This window comes from Oceanobacillus sp. MO10714A (assembly GCF_037072045.1).
Classification (GTDB): Bacteria; Bacillota; Bacilli; order Bacillales; family Amphibacillaceae; genus Oceanobacillus; species Oceanobacillus indicireducens.
In genome coordinates this window covers 78,827-101,040 of the sequence record NZ_JAXHDC010000004.1, presented here as the reverse complement: position 1 = coordinate 101,040, position 22,214 = coordinate 78,827, and the positions used below count along the sequence as shown (strand labels likewise).

Genomic DNA, 22,214 nt, shown 5'->3' with positions numbered 1-22,214 from the left:
AGAGGGAATTTTTCTATAATACTCCTAAAAAATCTCCAGGTTTTACTGTGTTTACTCCTTTTTTCCTATCTGAATTAGGAAGACCTAAGGCATAATAAATGATTATGCTTAATAGCAGATTAATTTGTTCCCCTTTTAGAAATTGATAGTGGGCTCAGACAGGGGAGTGCCGGTTAATTCTATGTAGAGTTTATTCGGGTAAACAGGTCAGTATATGTATCCCATTTTACTCACACACGGCTGGGCGGTTCTCGCATATACTGAATATGAAAATTTAAAACAAAGGGGAGAGGGATTTTGGATAAGGAACGGTATGCCAAGGATCCATTGTTATATATTCATCAAACCCGTACGGAGAAGATTAATGCAAACATGCAACAGTACTATCGGTCATCCAAAATGAAGCGGGAAAGTACAGAAGAAAAGCCATCCAGTCCCGGTCGGATTAAAAAAATGTCACCAGTCTATAATCATAACTCAGAGACAGATGAAAGCGAATCGGAAGACACGGAACAAATAAAGAATAAAAACTTCCAAGAAATGACGGTAGAAGAGCAGTTGGTTTACTTAACGGATAAACCTTCCTATGCGCCACGAATAGTTTGTGAGATTAGAACCAATCAACGAAGCTATAGGGGGGTAGTGTTAAATTATGTGGATGGCGTAGTAACAATCCGAAGTGGAAGGAGAAGACTGGAAATTTCCCGTGAAGAAATCGAACGAATCCGGCTGCTCAGCTTATAAAGTGAAGCTTCATTCAGTGAGGGTTTCCTTCCCTGCCCCACTGAATGTTGAACAGAATCAAGGATTTACGGACTGTTTATCCTCCCCCTTCACATATTGGGCTTCCCTTATGTTTAGAGGTTGGGGTATTACAGACCGTTAATGCGTGATAAAGTGAAACTTCATTCAGTGGGGAATTCCTTCCCTCCCCACTGAATGTTAGTTGAACAGAATCAGGTATTTACGGACTGTATATCCCCCACCTTCACATATTGGGCTTCCCTCATGTTTAGAAGTGGGGTATTACAGACCGTTAATACGTGATAAATACCACAAGCAAATAAAAAAAGATAGGCGCCCAAAATGAGGGAACCCCATTCATCATCTGGGCGCTTAACTTATAAAGCTTAATGGAATACGCTGATTGCTGGAAGACAAGTGACATGGCAGAAACAATGCAAGTCGACCGTAATGCAAATCCCGGTAGCTTGTAAATTTTTCGTTTTCTGCTCGGTTGGATCTTTCAAATCATTGTAGCCACATGGCTGTTCATGAGCTAATAACAACTCTAAAACTGCACAGTCATTTTTATCGATGCTTTTCACACGGAAAATGAAGCTTGCAACAATTGGACCAATTTTATCTTCCCGCTTGCGGTCTGCTCCAAATCCTTTAAATGGCTTACACCCGTCTTCACAATATAAAATGATTGGGACGGTGTCTAAACCTCTGCCATGATCTGACTCCCCAAGTAGGTCATTGATGGAGCGTTCACAACTAGTGCTACAGTGATTTTCCACTACATCTCTCTGTGCTCTCTCTATTTCTTTCAATACGTCGATAACACAGCTCCCTGTGTCAAAATCTTTTCCACAACCACAGCTCATACATCATTACTCCTTTCACAAATTAATCACTTTCTGTAATAACATATGTGCAAATGGATGGTTGGTGTGGGCAAATTACTATCCAAAGTAGGCATACTTTTCAGAATAAAGGGTATAGAATAATAGAGCTACCGCCAGAATTCAACATTGATTTACGAAGCATTATCATAAGATGGAAAGATTAAAGGGGGAGGGGGAAGCTGATGGGCTACATTATGCCGATTGATCGATATCAATACATTAATTATCAGGAACGGATAAGTACAGATAAATTATCTGTATCACCGGTGAGTGCCAGTTTTCGCCCGGTACTGGAAAGAAAACATGAAGAAATATCCAGTGAATACGAACGATTACTTCCGAGCAATTATAAAACAAACACACCACAACATCAGCAAACAGTAGAAGAGACCTATGCAGAGTTAACAGGGAAAGGAAGAAGGTTCAGTGAAATCATCTAAAAAACGGGATGTTTAATAATTATTAAACATCCCATTTTTCATGGTTCCGATTATGAATTGGATATAATTGGATATCTTTACCTTTTTCATACTCCGCGTGAAAAATATCTTCCAACTTGTAATTCTGTTTCCTCAGTTCCTCAAGCAGCCAATCTTCTGTAAGATTCCTTTCCTTGAGATTATCATAAATAATTTCACCATCATTAATTAATGAAATCGGAAGTTGAACCGGTTGAGCCGCAAGCTTCATATCTTTTCTTGTCGGTGTTTGGTAATCCGATTTCCGTAACACCGAGACTGTTCCGTTCGCTTCGAGAATCGCATATTCCACTTGATTCATGGAAAAGATATCCTTCGCCCGTAGCATATGTTTCAATTGATTGACGTCCAATTTATTTTTCTTCATCACATCACGGATAAGCTTACCGTTGTAAATTACGATTTCCGGGCTTCCTTCCAACAGGTAACGCGAACCCTTGAAGCGCTGGGTTATATATTCCGTCGTATACATTAAACCACCCCAGACAATGACGACAAATCCGATATGAGTAATGCCAATTTTATCATCAAAAAGGGCATTTCCTATTAATTCACCAAGGACAATTGCAGAAATAAAGTCAAATGCTGTAATTTGGGATATTTGTGTTTTACCAAGAATTTTCGTCAAGGCGAATAAGGAAAAGAAGCCAAAGACAAGATCAAAGAACATCTCGGCATAGCTAGACATAGGAATCTCCTCCAATCAACGAGTATAGTTTAACCGTAAACCCGTATTTTATTCTAGGGACGCTTATCGAATGGGAAAAAGACAAAAAAATAAACCGCATGCTCCCATACGGTTTATTTCTTCATACAAATTCTTTTATCATTGCTACGTGGGGAATCCCGGCATCCATAAAAACATCTTCTGATAGCTTTTCGTACCCTTGGTCTTCATAAAACCCGATTGCGTGGGTTTGAGCATTTAATTTAGCTTTCATGTAGCCGTCTTGCTGAAGTTTTCGTTCCATTTCCTCCATTAGCATTTTACCGAAGTGTTTACCACGAAATTCTTTTCGTACACAAATTCGTTCCAGCTTGCCGTATTCATCTACATAGCGAAGCCTGCTCGCAGCAACTGGTTCATCCTGAACATAACCAACAAAGTGAATAGCTGTTTCATCATATTGATCAAGTTCTTCTTCTTCAGGAACATGCTGTTCCTTCACAAACACAATCATACGTACATAAATTGCGTCATCTCGTTCTTTCTGTGATGTCACTTTCCGTATTTCCATTCTATTATTCCCTTCCGAATACAAATGTTTCATGGACTGTCCATTGGCCATTATCTAATTGGTACAATAATTGGATACGATCAAACGTATCCTCATATTTATGATTTTCCATATTGAGTCTCCCGAGGATATCCGTAAATTCCACATGGGTTAGGTCCTGTGCTAATGTAACATGCGGTACGAAAGGATGCTTACGGGTATCTTCAAATTTTCCACTGTGTAGTTTTTCTTCTAGTTTTATGATTTCATCAGTCTTTTCCACTTTAAAATAAATCGTATTTGTCACCGGCTCAAAGGAGCTTACCTTTGTAATGTGAATTGGGAAAGGTTTGGTTTCCATTGCGATTCGTTTCAACTCAGTGATAACCTCATCCAGCTCTCCTTCCTCAATCTTAAAGCTGTCCTTTAACGTAATATGAGGCGGGATGAGCGTGTACCGTGGATCATAACGTTTTCTATATGAGTTGGCAGCATCTTGAATTTCTTTTGACGGAAAAAAAGCGATTCCAAAGTTCATCATAAAACCTCCCGTTTAATAGTTGTTTGTTCGAGTGCATGTAGGATGATGATTTTATTTTTAATTATAACAAACTTAGTAAATTATGCTACTTTTGTTTCAGAAAGTTAACAAAGTAGATGGAAATTATTGGCGCTGCCGTCTTTTTCTTTAGTCGATCGTCGTTGTTAATGCACGGATCATATCTTTCTGCCAATATTTCCACGTATGCTCGCCATCTTCTAACTCATAGTAAAAATAATTGCTGTTGCCTGCATCTAAAAAGTCTCGCAGTTCACGGTTAGGTGTAAGTTGGTCTACTGTCCTTCCATCTGTCAGTTTCGCCTCATTTTCTTTCTCGCCGATTGTGTGATAGATATCAAGTGCGGCATGGTCTTTCGCCTGTTTCACTTGTTCCATCACGTCTTCATCGATGAAAGGAGATTGCAGAATCACCTTACCGAATGTATTTGGGTATCGTAGGGCGGTTAGTAACGAAAATGATCCAGCAAGGGAGTCACCCATCAAAATACGCGATTTCCCCATATGATAGGTAGGGAGCAGATCATCGAGTAATGGTACAACTTCCTTAACGACAAATTTCGTAAATGCATCGTATTCATTACCGTTCGGATGGTATTTCCGTCGCCGATCTTCTGCATCTTTATAGTGGATTCCGACAAATATCGTGTTTGTCAGTTCATAGTCTTCATGCAGCCGGTCACTATACGTTGCAATCCGGCCCATTTGATAGTAGTCGTCTCCGTCAAACATGATGCAAATGTTGTACTTGTATAAGTCTGAAAAGCTTTCTGGATAATAGATTTTTAATACTTTTGTTTCATCTAGATACTTACTCTCAATTTCTTTGTCGATCATTTTACCTTTTCTCGCCAATGCTTCCACCCCTTGTATGTATTTTAACTCAACCTTCGCATTTGAAAAAAGAAACACTGACTCATGCTTTCATTCAGCGTAAGTGTTTTGCTCGTTCATTTAATTTGGCGCTCTAATCGCCGTTCAGTTTCCCGGAGGACGGATGCTTTCCGCGGGCTCCGCGCTGAGCCTCCTCGGAAGAAAAGCACTTCCTGCGGGGTCTCATCGTCTCCGCTTTCCCGCAGGAGTCACCGTCCTCCGGGAAACTGAACTGGTAGGGATGATTATTATGAATGGAAACTATCACCCTAAGATCAGCGTTCTATTCCTAAAATGAAAAATAGTGTTCCAAATTTGGCTTTCCCCTCGGAGCAGTCCAGACACCTCGAGACTCCTGCAGGAGGAAAGGCATAGGTGAGACCCCGCAGTACGCAAAGCGTACGAGGAGGCTCACCAGCCGCCTGCGGAAAGCGAGAGGTGTCTGGACTGCGGACCTCCAGGAGGAAGTTGCACACACTTACGCTGAATGAAAGTGATAGTCGCTTCAGTTCTTTTGTTCAAGCTGCGAAGGTTAAGACGTTAACTTTATAGTACCACGTAGGAAGGGCTTGTTCTAATCCTTAGTTTGCTTGTTCGAGCAGCTGGCTTTCATGAAGGTTGTAATAAGCGCCTTTCTGCTTAATGAGTTCATCATGACTTCCTTTTTCAATGATTTTGCCGTATTCAAGCATGATGATTGTATCTGCTTCTTTGACAGTATTTAGCCGGTGCGCAATAACAAAGCTCGTTCTTCCTTCCATAAGCCGTTTAAGAGCTTCTTGGATTTTTAGTTCTGTAATTGTATCAATATTACTTGTCGCTTCATCTAAAATCAAAATGGAAGGACTCGCAATCAGCGCGCGGGCAATTGTGAGTAATTGTTTCTGCCCTTGACTAATGCCGCTTCCGGACTGATCAAGAATTGTGTCATATCCATTTGGAAGTTTCGTGATGAAATCATGAGCATTCGCATCTTTTGCAGCTTGCTCGACTTCTTCATCCGTTGCATTAAGCTTTCCGTAACGGATATTTTCCCGGATTGTTCCGTGGAAAAGGAATGTATCTTGTAAAACGAATGCCATCTGTTTTCTTAAACTGCTCCTCGTTATATCTTTAATATCAACGCCGTCCAGTGTAATTTTCCCTGCATCATAATTATAGAAACGTGAAATCAGATTAATGATCGTCGTTTTCCCGGCACCTGTGTGTCCGACAAAAGCAACCGTCTCTCCAGGTTTCGCTTCAAAGCTTACCCGATCGATGATCGTTTCCTTTTCATAGGCAAACTGGACTTCATCGAATATTACATGTCCCGCAGTTTCAGTTAGCTCTTTTGCATTTTCTTCATCTCGTTCTTCTTTTTCCTCATCCATTACATTAAAGACCCGTTCCGCACCGGCAATCGCGGAAAGAAGGATGTTGAATTGGTTGGAAAGCTCATTCAGAGGACGAGTAAATTGTCTAGCATATTCGGTGAAGATTACGATAATCCCGACCGTGACAAGTTCTTGATTACTATAGATCGCAAGCAAGCCACCAGCAAAAGCAATCAATCCGAAGCTTAAGAAATTCAGCATGTTCATGATCTTCGGAGTGAGACCGGCAATCATCTGCGCCCAGAAACCAGTCCGCTTCAGTTCCGCATTTCGTGTTTCAAAAGCCCGAATGACTTTATCTTCCTGGGAATATGTTTTTACAACATGCTGGCCGGAAACAATTTCTTCTACATAACCATTGACTTCCCCGAGATGCTTTTGTTGTAGTTTATAGAGCGGCCCGGTCCGGGAAGTGATCCATTTCATCGCGTAAAACATAAGAGGGACAATAACGAGCGTGACAACCGTTAAAATGGGACTGAGTATCAGCATAACAATTAGCGTGCCAGCAAGCGTCAGAACACTCGAGAAAATCTGGATTACCGATTGATTGAGTGTGTTATTGACGTTATCAATATCATTTGTCAACCGGCTCATCAATTCCCCGTGCTGACGTTTATCAAAATAAGAAATCGGCAGTCGATGGAACTGTTCAAATAAATCCTTTCGCAAGTCAAAAACTGTATTCTGGGCAATTCCAATCATCCAGAAGTTCTGTAAGAAAATAGCAAGTGAATGAAAAAGGAAAACAAAAATCAAGCCGACAAGCAGTGTTCCAAGTCCGTTTGTTTCCTGGGTCACAATATAATCATCAATCGCCATTCCAATAAGATAGGGACCGAGTAAACCGAGACCAGAACTAAATATCACCATTAAGATGACGAGAAAAAGCATCCCTTTCTGCCGGGAGAGATATGCCCAAATCCCTTTTAGGGTAGCCCCCATATTTTTCGCCCGTTTGTCTTTATCAATCTGGACGGAATCAAGCTTTATTTTCTCGTAGTGGAAGGGAGCCTTCCAGTCCTTATTCGACATGTGCATACTCCTTTCCGTGCTGAGATTCTACGATCTGTTGATAGAGCCTGGATTGTTTAATCAATTCATTATGTGTCCCCACTGCGAGCACTTCACCTTCATCCATTAATAGAATCCGATCTGCAGTCCTTGCTGTGGAAACTTTTTGAGTAATGATCATTATTGTACAGTTGTATGCTTCAATAGTCTCAAGCAATCTAGCTTCCGTAGCAAGGTCTAGGGCACTAGTACTATCATCAAGCATGAGAATCTTCGGTTTCCGGATCAGCGCCCTGGCAATCGAAATCCGCTGTTTTTGCCCACCGGAGAGATTCACTCCTTTTTGCCCGACTCTCGTGTCATACTGTTTAGGTAAACTCATGATTGTATCGTGAATCTGTGCATCTTTCGCAGCTTGTATCATTTCTTCGTCAGTCGCACCGACTTTTCCCCAAACGATATTATCCCGAACGGTTCCGGTGAAAAGGAGCGGATTCTGTGGCACATATCCGATACTATCCCTTAAGGTATCGAAGGGATAGGAATCAATAGACCGACCGTCAATTAGCACCTGTCCTTTAGTTGGATCATATAGCCGAGGCATGAGTTGGAATATCGATGTTTTCCCGGATCCGGTAGCACCCATAATCGCAAGGGTTTCTCCTGATTGGATGGTGAATGAAATATCGTTCAAAATAATTTCATCTGAAGCAGGGTATTGGAAATAAACATTGCGATATTCCACTGTACCGTCCTTAATCTCAATGTTATCATGCGTTCTATCTACTTCATATTCTGATTCACTTTCATTTTCTAATGTCAGCACTTCATTCACCCGTTCTGCCGATGCTTTTGTCCTCGAAAGAATGATGATAATAAAGGAGAACATTGAAATCGCCATCGCTACCCGGAGTGCATAATTGACGATAGAAACAACTTCTCCAACCGCAGCATTCCCGGCGAGCGACTGGATATTTCCGAACCAGATGATGAAGATAAGGCTCAAGTTCATAATAAATAAAAGGATAGGCATCGTGGATTCCACAAAACGGAAAGTCCTTTTTGTCGAAATCGCAAGGTCGTTATTTGCCCCCATGAAACGCATCTCTTCAAAATTCCGGCGTCCAAACGCTTTAATAATCCGCATACCTGCAAGATTCTCCTGCATGACTCGGTTGACGTGATCGACATTCGCCTGTACTTTAGAAAACATCTTACTAGCATACTTCATCACGAGGAATAAAAAGAGAATAAGTAAAGGCACGGTCAGAAGAAAGATCATTGCAAGGCGAGCATTTACAATAAATGCCATCGTCACTCCACCAAGCACAAGGAACGGGGCTTTTGCCATAATACGAAGCGCCATGAAGATCATATTTTGAATCTGGCGGATATCGTTCGTAAATCGTGTCACAAGTGCAGAAGTAGGGTAATTACTTAAGCTTTTAAAGGAAAAATATTGGATGCGGGCGAACAGCTTCTGTCTCAAATCAAAACCAAAGGCGAAACTGACATGAGAAGAGTAGAATGAGTTCAACACTCCAACGATAAGGGATAAAGCTGCAAGTCCAATCATGATTCCTCCCCACATCGTAATTTTCCCAACATCTTCTTGTAGCACCCCCTGATCAATCATGAGACCGAGAAAGAGAGGGAGGAGAAGCTCAATCATAAGTTCAGAAAACATAAAAATATATGCTAAAATAATGGATGTTTTATATGGTTTTAAAAAGGAAAAAACATTTTTCAAACGCTGACCCTCCAAGTAAGTAAAATAATAACAATTATTTAATTATTATAATGTGTTAGTAGGTAATTATCCAGTATCTTATTTCGGGTGTCGAAGTTTTGTGGGGGTGTTTGGAGATGATTGATTTTCCGTTTTTTTAAGTTAAACTGTGAGTCAAATAATGTGTTTACAATACAAGTATTCCGACACTAGAAAAAGGTGGTGAAAAAATGGCATTCATGCTAGTAATGGTGGGTGTTTTCTGTATTATTTACATGAAACCTCCTATTTTTAAACAAATGAGATATGATTATGTTTATCTCCTGATTGTTTTGATTTTACTATCCATCATTGTGATTAATGGGACTTTTATAGATTTAATGTCTGATGGATTACTAGTAACGCTCACGCTCATGATTTTATCTCCTTTGTATGTAAAAACATTTTCAGCAATAGGCAATAAAGGGGAACAGAATGCTTAATTCTATGCAAAAAATGCACGTCAGTACATAAACTATACGATTAGAATGATGGTTCATAGCTCAGTTGGAAGAGAGATATTTTAACAGGGTAGATGGTTCGATACAGTTGGAGCTTCTCGTTTACTCCTAGCTGTCAAATTGATAGAAAGAGAGACTTGGAAACTTTCATAGATATGGTATGATAGATAGAGTTAAAGGATTCAGAGAGAAAGGGGTAGGAAAATGGATATTGCAAAACTTTCTACAGCATTAAGCCAAGCCCAAGTAAAACAGCAAGCAAGCTTATCGGTTATGAGGATGATGATGGATACAGGGAAAGTTCAAGCTGGTGATATGCTAGAAATGTTGGACGAAAGTGTAAGTGCACCAGATGCAAGTCACCCAAATTTAGGTGGGAAAATTGATATTCAAGCATAAAATAGTACAAAATGTTAAGTTTCGCTTGCAGGAAATATAAATGTATTGTATACTAAATCTTGCAGTTGAAAATAATGATTCCGTAGCTCAGCTGGGAGAGCGCTACCTTGACAGGGTAGAGGTCGTTGGTTCGAGCCCAATCGGAATCACTATAGAACAGAGGTCTGTATCCCTTATATATCAAGGGGTACAGACCTTTTGTTTTAAGTGTAACAGATTCCGAATGCCCCTAAATTTTACCAATTGTTAAAACCTTGCTAACAACCTCATTTTCTTCTCGACTGTAATACATCTTCGAATATGTCTTCGGCTTCATTCCGGTTCGTCTGGGATGATGTGAGCATAAGAAGCTTTATCTCCAATTATACAACCTTAAATAGCGCTTGTTTAAGGTCTGATTTTCATAGGTTAGTCGACATAACTGATTCAAATACTTACATTTTATAAAGTTTGGGAGGTTTTCATATGATAAAGATTCAACGTCATCCGAAACTAGCAGATGTTGCAGCCTTTATTTCCAGATTAAATTCAAATTTAGAACACCATATTGGTTATTGTGGGAAAAAGATGGATGAAATTTTTAATACATTGGAGGAAGACTTTGGAGATATACCTGCACGTGAATCATTTTTTATAGCAACGGAAAGCGATAAGGTTGTTGGAGTCTGTGGGTTTGATGCTGATAACGAAAGGGGAAAAGCCGAAATATGGGGACCATTCGTAGACCGCGCAGATGCATTAAAGGTATCTATTTTGTTATGGGAATCCACTATTAAAGAAATTCCGAATACCATACAGACTGTCTCCTTATTTCCGGATAATCATAATTTAATGGTAGTTGATTTGGCTAATAGATATTCTTTTGATTCTGTTAGTAAAGAGACCATTTTAACTTGTTCCAAACAATCTTTTAGAAGAGTAAATAATGACAATGTAATCCCGCTAATAATAAGTGAACATTATAGTTCATTGATAAAGTTACACAACCAAATTTTTCCTAATTCTTACCTAACTGGTACTGAAATGGTAGATGGATTGAGTGAAACATCGACTGTTTTTGGTGCTGTAAACGAACATGGTAATTTACTAGGATATCTTTACACTGAGGCAGAGCCAGAGTTTGGAGAAGGAAGTATTGAATTTTTTGGTGTAACTCCGCTGGTGCGTAACAAAGGTTTGGGGACTTCTCTTCTTGTAAAAGGTTTAGAATGGCTTTTTACATTTCCATCCATAGAAGAAGTTACTCTATGTGTCCAATCTGACAATTCGAAGGCGATTCGTCTATATAAAAGACTGGGGTTTCAGATTGAGCATCAACTTACATTTTTCGAAAAAACTCTAGACAAATCAGGCGTAAACTGAATATTGGTCTCTATTATTATGTTAGGTAAATCTTATTTAATATTACAATTTAAGTTAATTTAGGTCCAAAATTATTTAGCGAAAAGTGTTCATTTTTACTTGACGGTTACATGGTGTTGGCATACAGTAGAATGCTTACGATAACCAATATAAAACTTGTTTTAATTCGCCTTGTTTTGTTGGACGCCAACATTGGCATCTGGAACTGAATAAAGGTACATTTATTTGTACGAAATTTAGGTGCTTTTTGAATGACATTAGCACCTTTTCTTGGTACAATATAATTAAAATTCAGAATATAAAATGGTGTCGGGAAATAAAGTTTTCTACAAGAAGGAGAGCTGAACTTAGGAGCCATAATACTATTCGATGGGGTATGTAATTTTTGTAATAAAAGCATTCAGTATATCATTAAAAGAGAGTCGTATGATTACTTCAAATTTGCTTCATTGCAAGGTGAAGTTGGTCAAACCTTACTGAAAAAACACCAGTTACCTTGGGATGTTGATAGTTTTGTATTGATTAAAGACGATCGAGTGTTTTTAAAGTCGGATGCTACTCTTCGGATATGTAGACATTTAAAATGTCCTTGGAAACTACTGACGATACTACTCATTATTCCTAAACCGATTCGGAATGCAGTTTACTCAATCATCGCAAAAAACAGGTACAAATTTTTGGGGAAAAGGGATAGTTGCGCTATACCTTCTCGAGAAATCCGTAGCCGTTTTTTAGATTGAGCTTTTTTATTTTGTTTTGATTGAGAATGTTATCTCAAGACTAAGCTGTTTCACTAATTAAAATTAGATCGGAGGGTATAACTTTTGAAGTTCAATGCAAACAAAGACTTAGCTTATCGAATAATAATTGGGGGATCGGCACTGTTATTCTTAGGACTATCACTTGGACTATTCATACCGATTTACCATAAAGCAGGACTCGCCGCAAGTTTAATCTTTTCTTTGATATTTGGGATTTTCGCTATTGTCATTTTATGGTTTTGGTACCGAACATTTTACTTTGTAACAAATGATTATTTAATTATTCATATTGGCCCATTTAAACGCCGAATTGAGCTCGAAACCATTAAAAAAATCGAAAAAACTAATACTCAATTAGCCTCAGCTGCTCTTTCCAAAGAACGTTATTACGTATACTATGGTTCCAGTGATTTTACAATCATCGCTCCAGAAAATATGGACCAGTTTATACAAGTGATCAATGAACGAAAGGACGAACCGGTAGAGTTTCTGAAATAGAATGTGTACATTCATTTCCAGTGATTAAACCTGTATTTCCGAATAGATGATTCCACGGTGAAGGAACACTATGAAAAGGTTAAGCCGCAATTATTTCATGCGGCTTAATCTTTTTTGGTAAGGTCGGCTAGAAATAGTACTTGTCTGTTTAATTCAACGATTCCGTAATTTCGATAATGTATGCCTCTCTCTCAAGCTGTGAAGAAACTGAGTTTCCTCCCCATAGATATGCATTTTGATATACCCATAGTTCGCCGTTAGTGGTAAACTACGATTAAATGTGTGACATATCCTAAGAGTGAAGGATAGAGATGGTTCTTATATGTTTAAAAAAAGAAAATAGAACTAATTGATAAATATTTATCCAATTTTTAATATATTGCGATTATTTGTAATAACCTCTTAAACGAGCTGTAACCACAGACGTGTCCCCCTGTGCTAGGATTAGACTTAATCAATAACAAAAGGGGGACTACTAATGAAAAAGTTAGTATCCGTATTGATAGGGCTGGTTATTATAGGGATTGCTGCGACTTCAGTGTCAGCAGCTGATTATGAGGTACAAAAGGGAGACAGTCTTTGGAAAATAGCGAATGAAAATAATACAACTGTTGAAATATTGATGGAAATAAATGGACTCAAATCGTCATTAATTCATCCGAAACAAGTATTGAAACTCGGAGTAGAGACGGAGGCAGAGTTTTATATTGTGCAAGAGGGAGATACTCTGACACATATTAGTAATTCCTATAGTGATGATGTAACGGTCGATAAACTGAGGGAATGGAATAATCTACCCTCCGACCTAATTATAACGGGACAGCGTTTAAATGTGAATGGTGTGGGAGTTGAACCAACAGTAAGTGAAGAGTCGGAGCAAACAGCAGATGAACCGGAAGTTGAGACAGGTACTGACGCAAATGAAGAGAATCAAGAGGCAGTGGAAGCGAGTCAGGATTCAGCGGAAGAGAGTCAAGAGACAGTAGAAGAGCAAGTTGAATCGGCCAACAAGGTTGAGGAAACAACAACCGGGGAAGTTAGAGGAGAAACATTTGCTGTTGAAGCAACCGCCTATACTGCAGGCTGTTCCGGCTGTTCTGGTATTACTGCAACTGGAATTAATCTGAATAACGACCCTTACGCAAAAGTTATTGCTGTAGATCCTAATGTTATTCCGCTAGGTACACAAGTCTATGTAGAAGGCTATGGATATGCTGTGGCAGGTGATACAGGTGGAGCTATCAAAGGAAATAAAATAGATGTACATCTCCCAACAAAAGAAGAAGCATACAACTGGGGAAGAAAAACAGTAAACATCACGCTTATAGAGTGATAAGGAAGCTTATTTTTATAAGAACTTAATCTGTCTTTATTATATAGTTTATAAGTTCCTTGTCTCAGGTTCTTCATTCTTTCTTGTCTCCTATGTCTGATAATTGTAATTTGTCTAAAACTAAGAAGTGCTATAAAATGGAAGTAAATCATGTATAACGATTTATAATGACAGATGCCATCACAAATACTGAGCGGTAGAGTAGACAAGGAGGGAAAGAATGGAAATTAAAGACTTGCTAATTTTTTAAAGTGTTGCTCGTAATGGAAGTATTAGTAAAGCTGCAGATGAACTTAATTATGTACAATCTCATATCACTTCTCGAATTAAGTCATTAGAATTAAGTTTGAAAACACGACTATTTGATCGTCATAGTAAAGGAACGACATTAAATTCGGAAGGAAAGAGGCTTTTAGTCCATTCAGAGAAGATTTTACACATGATAGAAGAGATGAAGAAAGAATTTCAAGAATGTAGCAATCCCTCAGGTACTCTCGAGATTGGGACTGTTGAGACCGTCACGAAGCTACCGATGATTTTATCCAACTTTCATAAAAATTATCCCAATGTGGAGTTAACACTAAAAACGGGTGTTAACAATGATTTAATAAATGATATTTTGAATCGCAAATTAGACGGTGCCTTTGTTACAGGATTTGGGAGGCACCCCGATATTGAGCAGATTGAAGTTTTTAAGGAAGAACTCGTTTTAATAGCAGATAACAAAGAAGTTAGTTATAGCAGTTTGAAAAATAGGCCAATGCTTGTTTTTAGTAAGGGATGCAGTTATCGAGCGCGGCTGGAGAATTGGTTACATGATAGCGGAATTGTGAATGCTAAAGTAATGGAATTTGGAACATTGGAAACGATTCTGGAAAGTGTGATAGCTGGGCTTGGGATCAGTCTTGTACCCAAATCCACTGTTCGTTATTTAAAGTAGCTGGGGATGTTCGGTGTTACCCAGTACCTAAAAAATATAGTGAGATATCAACTGTCTTCATTAGACAGGCAGATACGTATTTAACAAAAACGCTGCAAAAGTTTATTGATACCATTCATATATTAGAAAATGAAATTCCCCGTCCGTTCGTTAATCCAAATGTAGATATCTCGGCAATTAAAGAATATTCCGTTTGAAGGCAACTTTGTTCTTTTTATCATATAAAAAACATACATCAGTGGGTGTTTTCTTACCCACTGATTTTTTTATAACTTTTTACAGTCCTATTTCTAATTTAAAAGAATGATATCAGTTTTACAGATGGAGGAATATCAGTATTAGCTATTTTACGGAAGGGAAAGTAACTTTTATACTAAGGATAGAGATGGTTTTTATAAAATTCCTACAATAAGGGGCGGGAGGAGTGTAGTACATGACGAAAATGAATCTTGAGTTAGCAAAGCAACTTATCGAAGGTGCCGAGAAAAAAGCAGCAGAACTTGGAATACAAATGGTTATCTCTGTTGTGGATGAGGGTGGAAATCTTATCGCAGTACATCGTATGGATGATGCCTGGTTGGCTAGCGTTGACATCGCACAAAATAAAGCGTGGACTTCTGTTGCTTTAAAAATGCCAACATCCAATTTAGCTGAAGCGACTGTTCCGCACGCTGAACTCTATGGATTAAACACGACAAATAATGGGCGGTTAGTTCTCTTTGGCGGAGGCATCCCCTTAGTTGAAAATGATAAAGTGATTGGGGCTGTTGGTGCAAGTGGAAGTGCTGTTGAGCATGATATCCAAGTTGCACAAGCAGCAGTTGATGTTTTTGAAAACTTGAAGTAAGATGAGCGGTCAGAGCACTTGTCTTATCCAAGCGAGGCTTTGAAGTTATGGGATTAGTTCCTTGCTGTGCTAAAGTGTTAGCATGGGAGGGGACTGATCCTTTTTTATTGTTCAAACCGAAGTTTCAACCTTAATGCAGAGCAGTCAAAATAACACCGAACGATACGTTTTTCCGGGAATAGCGTAACAGTGCAGGTATGGAACCTCAAGCCGTAAGTTATTAAGGTGACCCTAAGAAGCGTGCTGTTGGTGGCTGGGTTTCCACTAATCCAAAGAAACCGCTAGGAAACTAATTTCTTGAAAAAGCTTTATCTGCTATAATAAATTAATTGAACAAATATTAAAGATGAAGGATAAGTTTTTTCTGCTGTATATTAAAAGAATGATATAGATGACCAAGGCATATATTTACCGTTGGCTATTCTTTTTTATGCTGAAAATGGGTAGATAAATTAAAACAATTTAGGGGGGTAGATAAGGAGCGCTAACAACCTAATTTATTCAATTAACACTCCGTGGGAAAAGAGCAAAAACTCCCACTGAATGAGGTTTTATTTTATCGTAATTATGGAGCGCTATTTCTAGAGCGATAGGAATGGCGCTCTAGTCATAATTTTTGCGCTGTTAGAAGCGGACCAGATGGGGGTAATTATTCTTTAATGAGGATAAGATTTGTGCCCTTTATCATCCTATAGTAAACTTTGGTGATTGATACGTGAATGGATGAATAGTATAAGTTATGTATCCGAAGAAAGGAATGATCGTAACGATGGAGAATAAATTAATTATGAAATCCTATTATCAAACGATTATAGATGAAAATGAAAAAGAAAAAGAGCACCCAATCAAGATACTGGGTGAGATGTATATGGAAGAAATGAAGAAGGAACAGCCTGAACTGTCTGCAATCCGTTTTGCTCAAGGAGAAGTTTATTTCTTGAATCAAGATTATGAAGCTGCGATTTATAAGTGGCAGCACCCTTTAGACAAATCCTTAATACCATGGGGACAGAAAAATATAGCAGATGCGCACATGGAAATGGGGTTATTGGAGTACGCAGAGAAGTTTTATAAGGAAGTGGAGACGGATTCCGTTACATTAAAAACAGAAGTCATGCTGCAACTTTTCTCGCTGTATATCCAACAAGACCAAATGGAAAAGTCCGTTGATATCATTAAAAAAGCGGTTCAATTGAATCCAGATTATGCTGATGTAACAGAAATAGCAAAGCGTTATTTTGAGAGTATCAAAGATTGGGATAGTGCAATCGAACTTGCAGTTAATGAAGCAATCCGGACGGAATCTCTGTCCTGGTTTGAGGTATTAGAAGGGTATGCCAACCTTGGCGTCACATCTAACCATGATCCTGCTTATTTCAATAACGTGTTAGTTACATTATACTCTATTGATAAATATCATTTTGAACGTTTGACGGATGGATTATGGAGGAGCTTTAAGCAAAGCGAGTATTATTTTCGTTGGCTAGAAGAGGTGAACCAGCTTCTCTTGTACCAAAACATGGAAGCCTCTTACAACTGGAGGAAACTACCAAGTCTATTTAAAGAAGGGTACTATTATTTAATTAGTGGTAGATTTTTAATAAATGATGTTTCAAATTTAGTGCAAGATCATTTAACGAATTGGTTAGCGGTATCTTCGACTTCCGATCGTCTCATCTCTTCGGCCGCAATACTAGCCTGGAATGAGCTTTTCCCTTCAGCGATGGATACATCATTGATTCAGGAAGCAGAACAAGCGTTTAAAAATGCAAGTCCGGATCAAAGTGGCAAAGAAGAAGGAATAAAGCTTTTGGATTCTATTAAAGTGTGGGCGGAGAAAGAAGGTTTACTAGAAGGGTTAACAGAATTTATGGGATCTAGGCTAGATGAATATAAAATAGAAGAGGTAGGCCCAACAAGGATTCGAGAAGTTATTAAAGATGCATTAGCATACATTTCAGACCAGCAGGCAGAGCTCGAGAATGTTATTTTGCGGGAAATTGATTGGAGTGAGGAGGTCTTAACAGAACTGCATGATTTCCATCAAGAGATACTTGATGTGGAGAAAGATAAGGCCAACATCATGATAAGTTCGTTCCGTGATTTAAAGAATAAATTAATGGAGAAAGCGCAAGTTAAACTACCTGAGTTACTCAAGAACTGTTCCGATTTAGTGAAAGAGGACAGCGACTTTTCCAAACTTCATCTTGTATTGAATGAAGAAATGAATAACCGGATGGCACAGTACATGGAAAAGGAAGTCTTAGCCGAATTTAAATCTGTGACAGAGGAATGGTTAGATACTTGCGAAAGAGAGTTTCAAGAAAGCCAGATGCTATTTGATGAAGTGAGTGAAAATATAAACCAGCAATTTAAACAAGAGAAAGTTGTATTGTCAGGTGACTTTAAAATATTGGATGACTGGAAGCGGGATATCGAGCGGATATCAAGGGGATTATTACGCTTTGAAGAAGTAAATATTTTGTTGCGGAATAATCCTTCCCAGTTGTTATTAAAAGGAGCTGGAAAACTGTTAGCTCCCCTGTCAAAAAATAAAGAGATGCTCCTCGGGAGGTATAGGGACTATATCGAGAATGCTGATTACAGTGAAGTCGCGGAGGAAATGACAAAAACATTTACCCAGCAATTACAGTTTTTTGAGGAATCCATCGGATGGGATGTAAACAAGTTTTTCTTCAATCCACAGGAAAAGCTCCATCGTATAATAGAGGAAGTACAAGCAGCTATTGAAGAAAAGAACGGTTCTTTAAATGAGATGCGTGAACAACCTGAAATCTATCAAGATCCTCTTTTCTTGTTCGAGTTAAAACTGCGGCATTATGATTTAATGAATGGGATAGATACGATGAGCTATATTGGGAGGTATTAGGGGGGCTTTAAGCGGGTTTGAGTTTCCCTCCGTAGTAAGACAAAGAAGATGTGTGGAAAAAGCGTTAAACTAGAACAAATAATAGCTATTGGAAGCTAACTTCCAATAGCTATTTACTTTTCACTGCCAGTGGTTTTAAATGATGCACTTGCAGGCTCAGTATTTGCAAACCGTACCATCATATCTGTTTATTTCATCTTTCTTCACTGCAATAATCATCAAATCAAATGTTTTATAAGTATAATTAACACTTTTGCTATTTTCAATTTACTCCCCCTCGTAAAGTAACTTATTTTTAGGAAGGAACTTTTTTAACCACTTTAATTGATAACTACACATAGTTCAATAAGATTGTAGCTTAATAATTTAAGAAAAACAAATAAAATTGTAATTTTCCCAAAATAGGAAAGCTGGATGTTTACGGTTCAATTAACCACTTACCAAGCAACTAATTTCTCGTAAAAAGCTTTATTAGCTATAATAGATTAGTTGAATAAATATTAATGCAGATTTTTGCCGTATCTAAATAGAAAGAAGGATGTAGATGAAAAAAGCTTTTGTTTACCGCTGGGTTTTCTTTTTTATCGGAATTATGCTGCTAGGTCTCGGAGTATCGTTAACCATCAAAGGTCAGCGGTTTGGTGTGGGCTCTTGGGATGTGTTGCATATTGGTCTATTTCAAAATCTCGGGTTATCGATTGGCATGTGGTCCATTATCGCAGGGATTATCGTAATTACGATTGCTTCTATTGGTTTACGTGAATTTCCAAAACTAGGTACCTTTTTAAATATGGTTTCGGTCGGTTTATTTATCGATTTTTTTAATTGGCTGATTCCCGATCCACATACATTTACGCTGCAACTGGTCAGTTTTATTCTCGGCATTTTATTATTAGGTAGTGGTTCGGGTATTTATATTTCAGCAAATTTAGGAGCAGGTCCGCGAGATAGTCTGATGCTGCTCATTGTTAAAAAGTTTAAATTAAGTATACGAGTTGCACGTACGATGATGGAAGTTAGTGTTGCGGTCGCTGGATTTTTATTAGGCGGACCGATTGGTGTCGGTACTGTAGTTATGGTCTTTGCACTTGGCCCGGTGATGCAGGTGGCATTAGGAAATAGTAAAAAAATATTAGACAATTTGATTGCGGAGAAGCAGGTTTCTAATTATTCAAGAAGCAGAGATGGCTTAACATCTAACGATAATGCTGTTTAAATCATCGTCTCTCCCTAGAAGACATGTCAATTCTATACACATATTGAACGTGATGAATACAAGGAAGTTTCCAGGAGCATTTCCTCATATTCTTGCATAGGCTATTGCATGTTATATGAGAGGATGTGTGCATTTGGAACTGACCATTTCTCATTTATTATACGGCTTGTTTACGCTTTTGATTATTATGACGATGATTTTCCGTAAAGGTGTTGTATTACTAACCTTACTCGGAACATTTGTCATTGCATGGGTGTATAAAGGGGATATTATCAGCGGATTTACTTCCATTTTCAATGCGAATTTAGTTGCTGCACAGGAGTTATTTAGTATATTTTTAATTATTACGTTTATGTTGGCGCTCCTTCATTCTTTACGTGATTTAGGTGCGGATAAGCGAATGATCCAGCCCATCCAGAGATTTATGGTGAACGGACATATTTCTTTTTTCGTATTGGTAGGAGTTACGTATATTATATCCTTGTTCTTTTGGCCGACACCTGCTGTACCATTAATATGTGCGTTACTTGTACCAGCTGCTGTGCGGGCGGGATTACCAGCTATGATAGCTGCAGTTGCGATTGCGCTTGCTGGGCAGGGAATGGCATTATCATCAGATTATGTTGTGCAAGTGGCGCCGGGTCTATCGGCAGCATCTGCTGGCATCGATGCTGAGTCTGTAGCCGATAAAGCGCTTGTCATGTCATTGATTGCTGGTGGTGTAGCAATTCTTTTAGCCTATCTATTTTACCGGAAATCCATCCGTTCCAAAGATGATCCGCTAAACGAAGTGGACTTACAAACATTACAAACCTCCGAAACCTCTACAAATAAAGTAAGAACAACTCATTTAACTACTTGGAGCAAGATTTTTGCAATTTTAGTCCCTTTATCCCTTCTTATTGTTGTTATATATATGATGTACAATAAGCTTTTTTCAAGAAGCAGTGAATTGGTCGGGGGAGATGGCGCTGCTTTTATTGGTGGCGTTGCGGTAATACTTTTATTGTTATCGACCGTTGCTTTTGGAAAGCATCATGCCCTGGACTATATTAGTAATCATATTACGGAAGGCTTTGTATTTGCTTTTAAAGCAATGGGCCCGGTTATTCCAATTGCAGGCTTTTTCTTTTTAGGCAGCCCTGACTTTTCTGGTAATATTTTAGGCGTAGAAGAAGGGCCTGCATTATTGTTTGACCTTGTTACTTCTACACAGGAATACTTACCGCAGAGTGCACTGCTCGCAGGATTAAGTATGTTGATTATTGGGATCATCACAGGACTCGATGGCTCAGGTTTCTCTGGCTTGCCACTTACAGGAGCTCTTGCAGCTTCACTGGAAACAAGTTCGATTGACGTGTCAACATTAGCGGCAATTGGACAAATGGGGGCAATATGGACTGGTGGAGGAACGATTATCGCATGGTCGTCATTGATTGCAATTGCTGGCTTCTGTGGAGTTTCTGTCATGGACCTCGTTCGTAAAAACTTTTTCCCTGTTATTATTGGTTTAATTGTGATGACTTTTATTGCGGTATTTTTTCTATAATTGCTTATTAACCAATCGGAATAACGAATTTAAGAAAGCGCCAATCTTTTGATTATCAAGGGATGGGTGCTTTTTCTTATGATATAGGAAAGTATAAAATACGAGGGTAGCATTATTTTAAATATTCAACGGTCTTGTGAGACCCTGAACAAAAAGGACAACTATTATAATTTAAACGGATGATTTGCTCATGTTCGGGCAAAATGATTGAGAGAGAGTGACGAAACTTTTATAAATATAGTTGCGTTTCGGAATGTCTACTGACGCAAGAATAAACAGCCATTTTATCCTTGGAAATTCGTAAAGGAGGTCACCCTGTGATATGAGTTTTTTGTTAAGAGCTTTTATCATTTTGGTTGTTGGATACTTTTTAATGAGATTCGTTGGTAAGAAGACGGCAAGTGAAATGACTGGTATTGAAATTATTACGCTTTTGGCAATGGCTTCTATGATTGGACATGGGGTGGGGGAGGATGGATTATGGAAAACAATTTTGGTTTTATGTTTATTCATTGCTCTATTGATCACTGTCCAATTTCTTTCGGTAAAATTTGATTTTGCAGAAAAGTGGATAATGGGTAAAGCAATACTAGTTATCCAAAACGGACAAGTTTTAAGTAGGAATTTAAAAAAGCTGCGTATGTCCGTTGACCAATTAGAATCTAAATTAAGAGAACAGGGGATATCTTCCATAACCGATGTGAAAACTTGTACAATAGAAATTAGTGGTCAATTAGGCTATGAATTAGTGGATGAAGCAAAGCCTGTTACATTTAGGGACCTGCAATCCTTAGCAGCGCAACAACAATTGCCGCCACTTCTTCATCGCCCGAACAATCCAAATGATAATCTTTTCAATGAAGTGATTCAACAGGAAAATAAAAATCAAAAAGACTTAAGCCTGGATCGTCGAGAATAAAATAAACTAATGTATTAACATAAAAAAGAATCTATTTGTTAAAAGTAATTATGAAAGCAGTGAGCAAAGCGATATACTCACTGCTTTTTGTGTTTTTAAATTTCATGAATGGAAAAGATGAC

At 38.5% G+C, this 22,214-nt stretch carries 20 protein-coding genes, 1 tRNA gene and 1 pseudogene; 15 read left to right on the top strand and 7 right to left on the bottom strand.

Going from position 1 to position 22,214, the window contains the following annotated elements; genetic code table 11:
* The first annotated feature begins 297 nt into the window (after nucleotides 1–297).
* Complete coding sequence (locus tag SPD53_RS05245) at nucleotides 298–744, top strand: CotO family spore coat protein (RefSeq protein WP_188859128.1); 447 nt, start codon at nucleotides 298–300, stop codon at nucleotides 742–744.
* Between the two features lie 386 nt (nucleotides 745–1,130).
* Here SPD53_RS05245 and SPD53_RS05240 read toward each other — a convergent pair whose 3' ends face one another.
* Nucleotides 1,131–1,610, bottom strand: a complete 480-nt coding sequence (locus tag SPD53_RS05240) for a CotY/CotZ family spore coat protein (protein WP_156858098.1) — start codon at nucleotides 1,608–1,610, stop codon at nucleotides 1,131–1,133.
* A 203-nt stretch (nucleotides 1,611–1,813) separates the two neighbouring features.
* Here SPD53_RS05240 and SPD53_RS05235 point away from each other — a divergent pair, with 203 nt between their 5' ends.
* Nucleotides 1,814–2,071: a hypothetical protein gene (locus SPD53_RS05235; protein WP_336251836.1), complete on the top strand. Its 258-nt coding sequence runs from the start codon at nucleotides 1,814–1,816 to the stop codon at nucleotides 2,069–2,071.
* A 22-nt stretch (nucleotides 2,072–2,093) separates the two neighbouring features.
* On the opposite strand, the gene SPD53_RS05230 is transcribed toward SPD53_RS05235, so the two are convergent.
* From SPD53_RS05230 to SPD53_RS05205, 6 genes are all read right to left on the bottom strand, one after another.
* Complete coding sequence (locus tag SPD53_RS05230; protein ID WP_336251835.1) at nucleotides 2,094–2,798, bottom strand: DUF421 domain-containing protein; 705 nt, start codon at nucleotides 2,796–2,798, stop codon at nucleotides 2,094–2,096.
* Between the two features lie 121 nt (nucleotides 2,799–2,919).
* Nucleotides 2,920–3,348 carry a GNAT family N-acetyltransferase gene (locus tag SPD53_RS05225; protein ID WP_336251834.1) on the bottom strand — a complete coding sequence of 143 codons (429 nt, stop codon included), beginning with the start codon at nucleotides 3,346–3,348 and terminating at the stop codon, nucleotides 2,920–2,922.
* Nucleotides 3,349–3,352: 4 nt separating this feature from the next.
* Nucleotides 3,353–3,865: a YjcG family protein gene (locus SPD53_RS05220; protein WP_336251833.1), complete on the bottom strand. Its 513-nt coding sequence runs from the start codon at nucleotides 3,863–3,865 to the stop codon at nucleotides 3,353–3,355.
* 150 nt (nucleotides 3,866–4,015) lie between these two features.
* Nucleotides 4,016–4,741, bottom strand: a complete 726-nt coding sequence (locus SPD53_RS05215; RefSeq protein ID WP_156858099.1) for an alpha/beta hydrolase — start codon at nucleotides 4,739–4,741, stop codon at nucleotides 4,016–4,018.
* Between the two features lie 599 nt (nucleotides 4,742–5,340).
* Entirely contained in the window at nucleotides 5,341–7,170 is a 1,830-nt protein-coding gene (locus SPD53_RS05210) for an ABC transporter ATP-binding protein (protein ID WP_336251832.1), read from the bottom strand.
* Entirely contained in the window at nucleotides 7,160–8,899 is a 1,740-nt protein-coding gene (locus SPD53_RS05205) for an ABC transporter ATP-binding protein (protein WP_336251831.1), read from the bottom strand. The genes SPD53_RS05210 and SPD53_RS05205 overlap by 11 nt, the downstream gene beginning before the upstream one ends.
* A gap of 209 nt (nucleotides 8,900–9,108) precedes the next feature.
* Between SPD53_RS05205 and SPD53_RS05200 the strand changes: the two genes are divergently transcribed.
* The 13 genes and pseudogenes from SPD53_RS05200 to SPD53_RS05140 all read left to right on the top strand — a co-directional run bounded on the left by SPD53_RS05200 (nucleotide 9,109) and on the right by SPD53_RS05140 (nucleotide 22,092).
* Nucleotides 9,109–9,360 (top strand): hypothetical protein, encoded by a 252-nt coding sequence (locus SPD53_RS05200; RefSeq protein WP_336251830.1) that lies wholly within the window; start codon nucleotides 9,109–9,111, stop codon nucleotides 9,358–9,360.
* Between the two features lie 222 nt (nucleotides 9,361–9,582).
* Nucleotides 9,583–9,777 carry a YjfB family protein gene (locus SPD53_RS05195; RefSeq protein WP_336251829.1) on the top strand — a complete coding sequence of 65 codons (195 nt, stop codon included), beginning with the start codon at nucleotides 9,583–9,585 and terminating at the stop codon, nucleotides 9,775–9,777.
* Nucleotides 9,778–9,853: 76 nt separating this feature from the next.
* Nucleotides 9,854–9,926: transfer RNA gene (locus SPD53_RS05190), tRNA-Val, on the top strand.
* Between the two features lie 316 nt (nucleotides 9,927–10,242).
* Complete coding sequence (locus SPD53_RS05185; protein ID WP_336251828.1) at nucleotides 10,243–11,139, top strand: GNAT family N-acetyltransferase; 897 nt, start codon at nucleotides 10,243–10,245, stop codon at nucleotides 11,137–11,139.
* Between the two features lie 341 nt (nucleotides 11,140–11,480).
* Nucleotides 11,481–11,879 carry a thiol-disulfide oxidoreductase DCC family protein gene (locus tag SPD53_RS05180; protein ID WP_336251877.1) on the top strand — a complete coding sequence of 133 codons (399 nt, stop codon included), beginning with the start codon at nucleotides 11,481–11,483 and terminating at the stop codon, nucleotides 11,877–11,879.
* An 84-nt stretch (nucleotides 11,880–11,963) separates the two neighbouring features.
* The gene (locus SPD53_RS05175) at nucleotides 11,964–12,398 is read left to right on the top strand and encodes a PH domain-containing protein (RefSeq protein WP_336251827.1); all 435 of its coding nucleotides are present in this window, start codon (nucleotides 11,964–11,966) and stop codon (nucleotides 12,396–12,398) included.
* A gap of 478 nt (nucleotides 12,399–12,876) precedes the next feature.
* Nucleotides 12,877–13,731, top strand: coding sequence for a 3D domain-containing protein (locus SPD53_RS05170; protein ID WP_336251826.1), 855 nt, complete (start codon nucleotides 12,877–12,879; stop codon nucleotides 13,729–13,731).
* A 271-nt stretch (nucleotides 13,732–14,002) separates the two neighbouring features.
* Nucleotides 14,003–14,868, top strand: a pseudogene (locus tag SPD53_RS05165) (LysR substrate-binding domain-containing protein).
* A 236-nt stretch (nucleotides 14,869–15,104) separates the two neighbouring features.
* The gene (locus tag SPD53_RS05160; protein ID WP_156855688.1) at nucleotides 15,105–15,518 is read left to right on the top strand and encodes a GlcG/HbpS family heme-binding protein; all 414 of its coding nucleotides are present in this window, start codon (nucleotides 15,105–15,107) and stop codon (nucleotides 15,516–15,518) included.
* 739 nt (nucleotides 15,519–16,257) lie between these two features.
* The gene (locus tag SPD53_RS05155) at nucleotides 16,258–18,408 is read left to right on the top strand and encodes a tetratricopeptide repeat protein (protein ID WP_336251825.1); all 2,151 of its coding nucleotides are present in this window, start codon (nucleotides 16,258–16,260) and stop codon (nucleotides 18,406–18,408) included.
* Between the two features lie 544 nt (nucleotides 18,409–18,952).
* Nucleotides 18,953–19,624 (top strand): YczE/YyaS/YitT family protein, encoded by a 672-nt coding sequence (locus SPD53_RS05150; protein WP_188858651.1) that lies wholly within the window; start codon nucleotides 18,953–18,955, stop codon nucleotides 19,622–19,624.
* A gap of 133 nt (nucleotides 19,625–19,757) precedes the next feature.
* Complete coding sequence (locus tag SPD53_RS05145) at nucleotides 19,758–21,173, top strand: hypothetical protein (protein WP_188858653.1); 1,416 nt, start codon at nucleotides 19,758–19,760, stop codon at nucleotides 21,171–21,173.
* Nucleotides 21,174–21,495: 322 nt separating this feature from the next.
* Nucleotides 21,496–22,092, top strand: coding sequence for a DUF421 domain-containing protein (locus tag SPD53_RS05140; protein ID WP_336251824.1), 597 nt, complete (start codon nucleotides 21,496–21,498; stop codon nucleotides 22,090–22,092).
* Nucleotides 22,093–22,214 lie beyond the last annotated feature (122 nt).

Excerpts from the sequence above, each read along its gene's own strand:
- SPD53_RS05220 (WP_336251833.1), bottom strand. The coding sequence starts at position 3,865 with ATGAACTTTGGAATCGCTTTTTTTCCGTCAAAAGAAATTCAAGATGCT.
- SPD53_RS05200 (WP_336251830.1), top strand. The coding sequence starts at position 9,109 with ATGGCATTCATGCTAGTAATGGTGGGTGTTTTCTGTATTATTTACATG.
- SPD53_RS05210 (WP_336251832.1), bottom strand. The coding sequence starts at position 7,170 with ATGTCGAATAAGGACTGGAAGGCTCCCTTCCACTACGAGAAAATAAAG.
- SPD53_RS05170 (WP_336251826.1), top strand. The coding sequence starts at position 12,877 with ATGAAAAAGTTAGTATCCGTATTGATAGGGCTGGTTATTATAGGGATT.
- SPD53_RS05160 (WP_156855688.1), top strand. The coding sequence starts at position 15,105 with ATGACGAAAATGAATCTTGAGTTAGCAAAGCAACTTATCGAAGGTGCC.
- SPD53_RS05195 (WP_336251829.1), top strand. The coding sequence starts at position 9,583 with ATGGATATTGCAAAACTTTCTACAGCATTAAGCCAAGCCCAAGTAAAA.
- SPD53_RS05155 (WP_336251825.1), top strand. The coding sequence starts at position 16,258 with ATGTATCCGAAGAAAGGAATGATCGTAACGATGGAGAATAAATTAATT.
- SPD53_RS05185 (WP_336251828.1), top strand. The coding sequence starts at position 10,243 with ATGATAAAGATTCAACGTCATCCGAAACTAGCAGATGTTGCAGCCTTT.
- SPD53_RS05150 (WP_188858651.1), top strand. The coding sequence starts at position 18,953 with ATGAAAAAAGCTTTTGTTTACCGCTGGGTTTTCTTTTTTATCGGAATT.
- SPD53_RS05235 (WP_336251836.1), top strand. The coding sequence starts at position 1,814 with ATGGGCTACATTATGCCGATTGATCGATATCAATACATTAATTATCAG.
- SPD53_RS05225 (WP_336251834.1), bottom strand. The coding sequence starts at position 3,348 with ATGGAAATACGGAAAGTGACATCACAGAAAGAACGAGATGACGCAATT.
- SPD53_RS05140 (WP_336251824.1), top strand. The coding sequence starts at position 21,496 with ATGAGTTTTTTGTTAAGAGCTTTTATCATTTTGGTTGTTGGATACTTT.
- SPD53_RS05240 (WP_156858098.1), bottom strand. The coding sequence starts at position 1,610 with ATGAGCTGTGGTTGTGGAAAAGATTTTGACACAGGGAGCTGTGTTATC.
- SPD53_RS05230 (WP_336251835.1), bottom strand. The coding sequence starts at position 2,798 with ATGTCTAGCTATGCCGAGATGTTCTTTGATCTTGTCTTTGGCTTCTTT.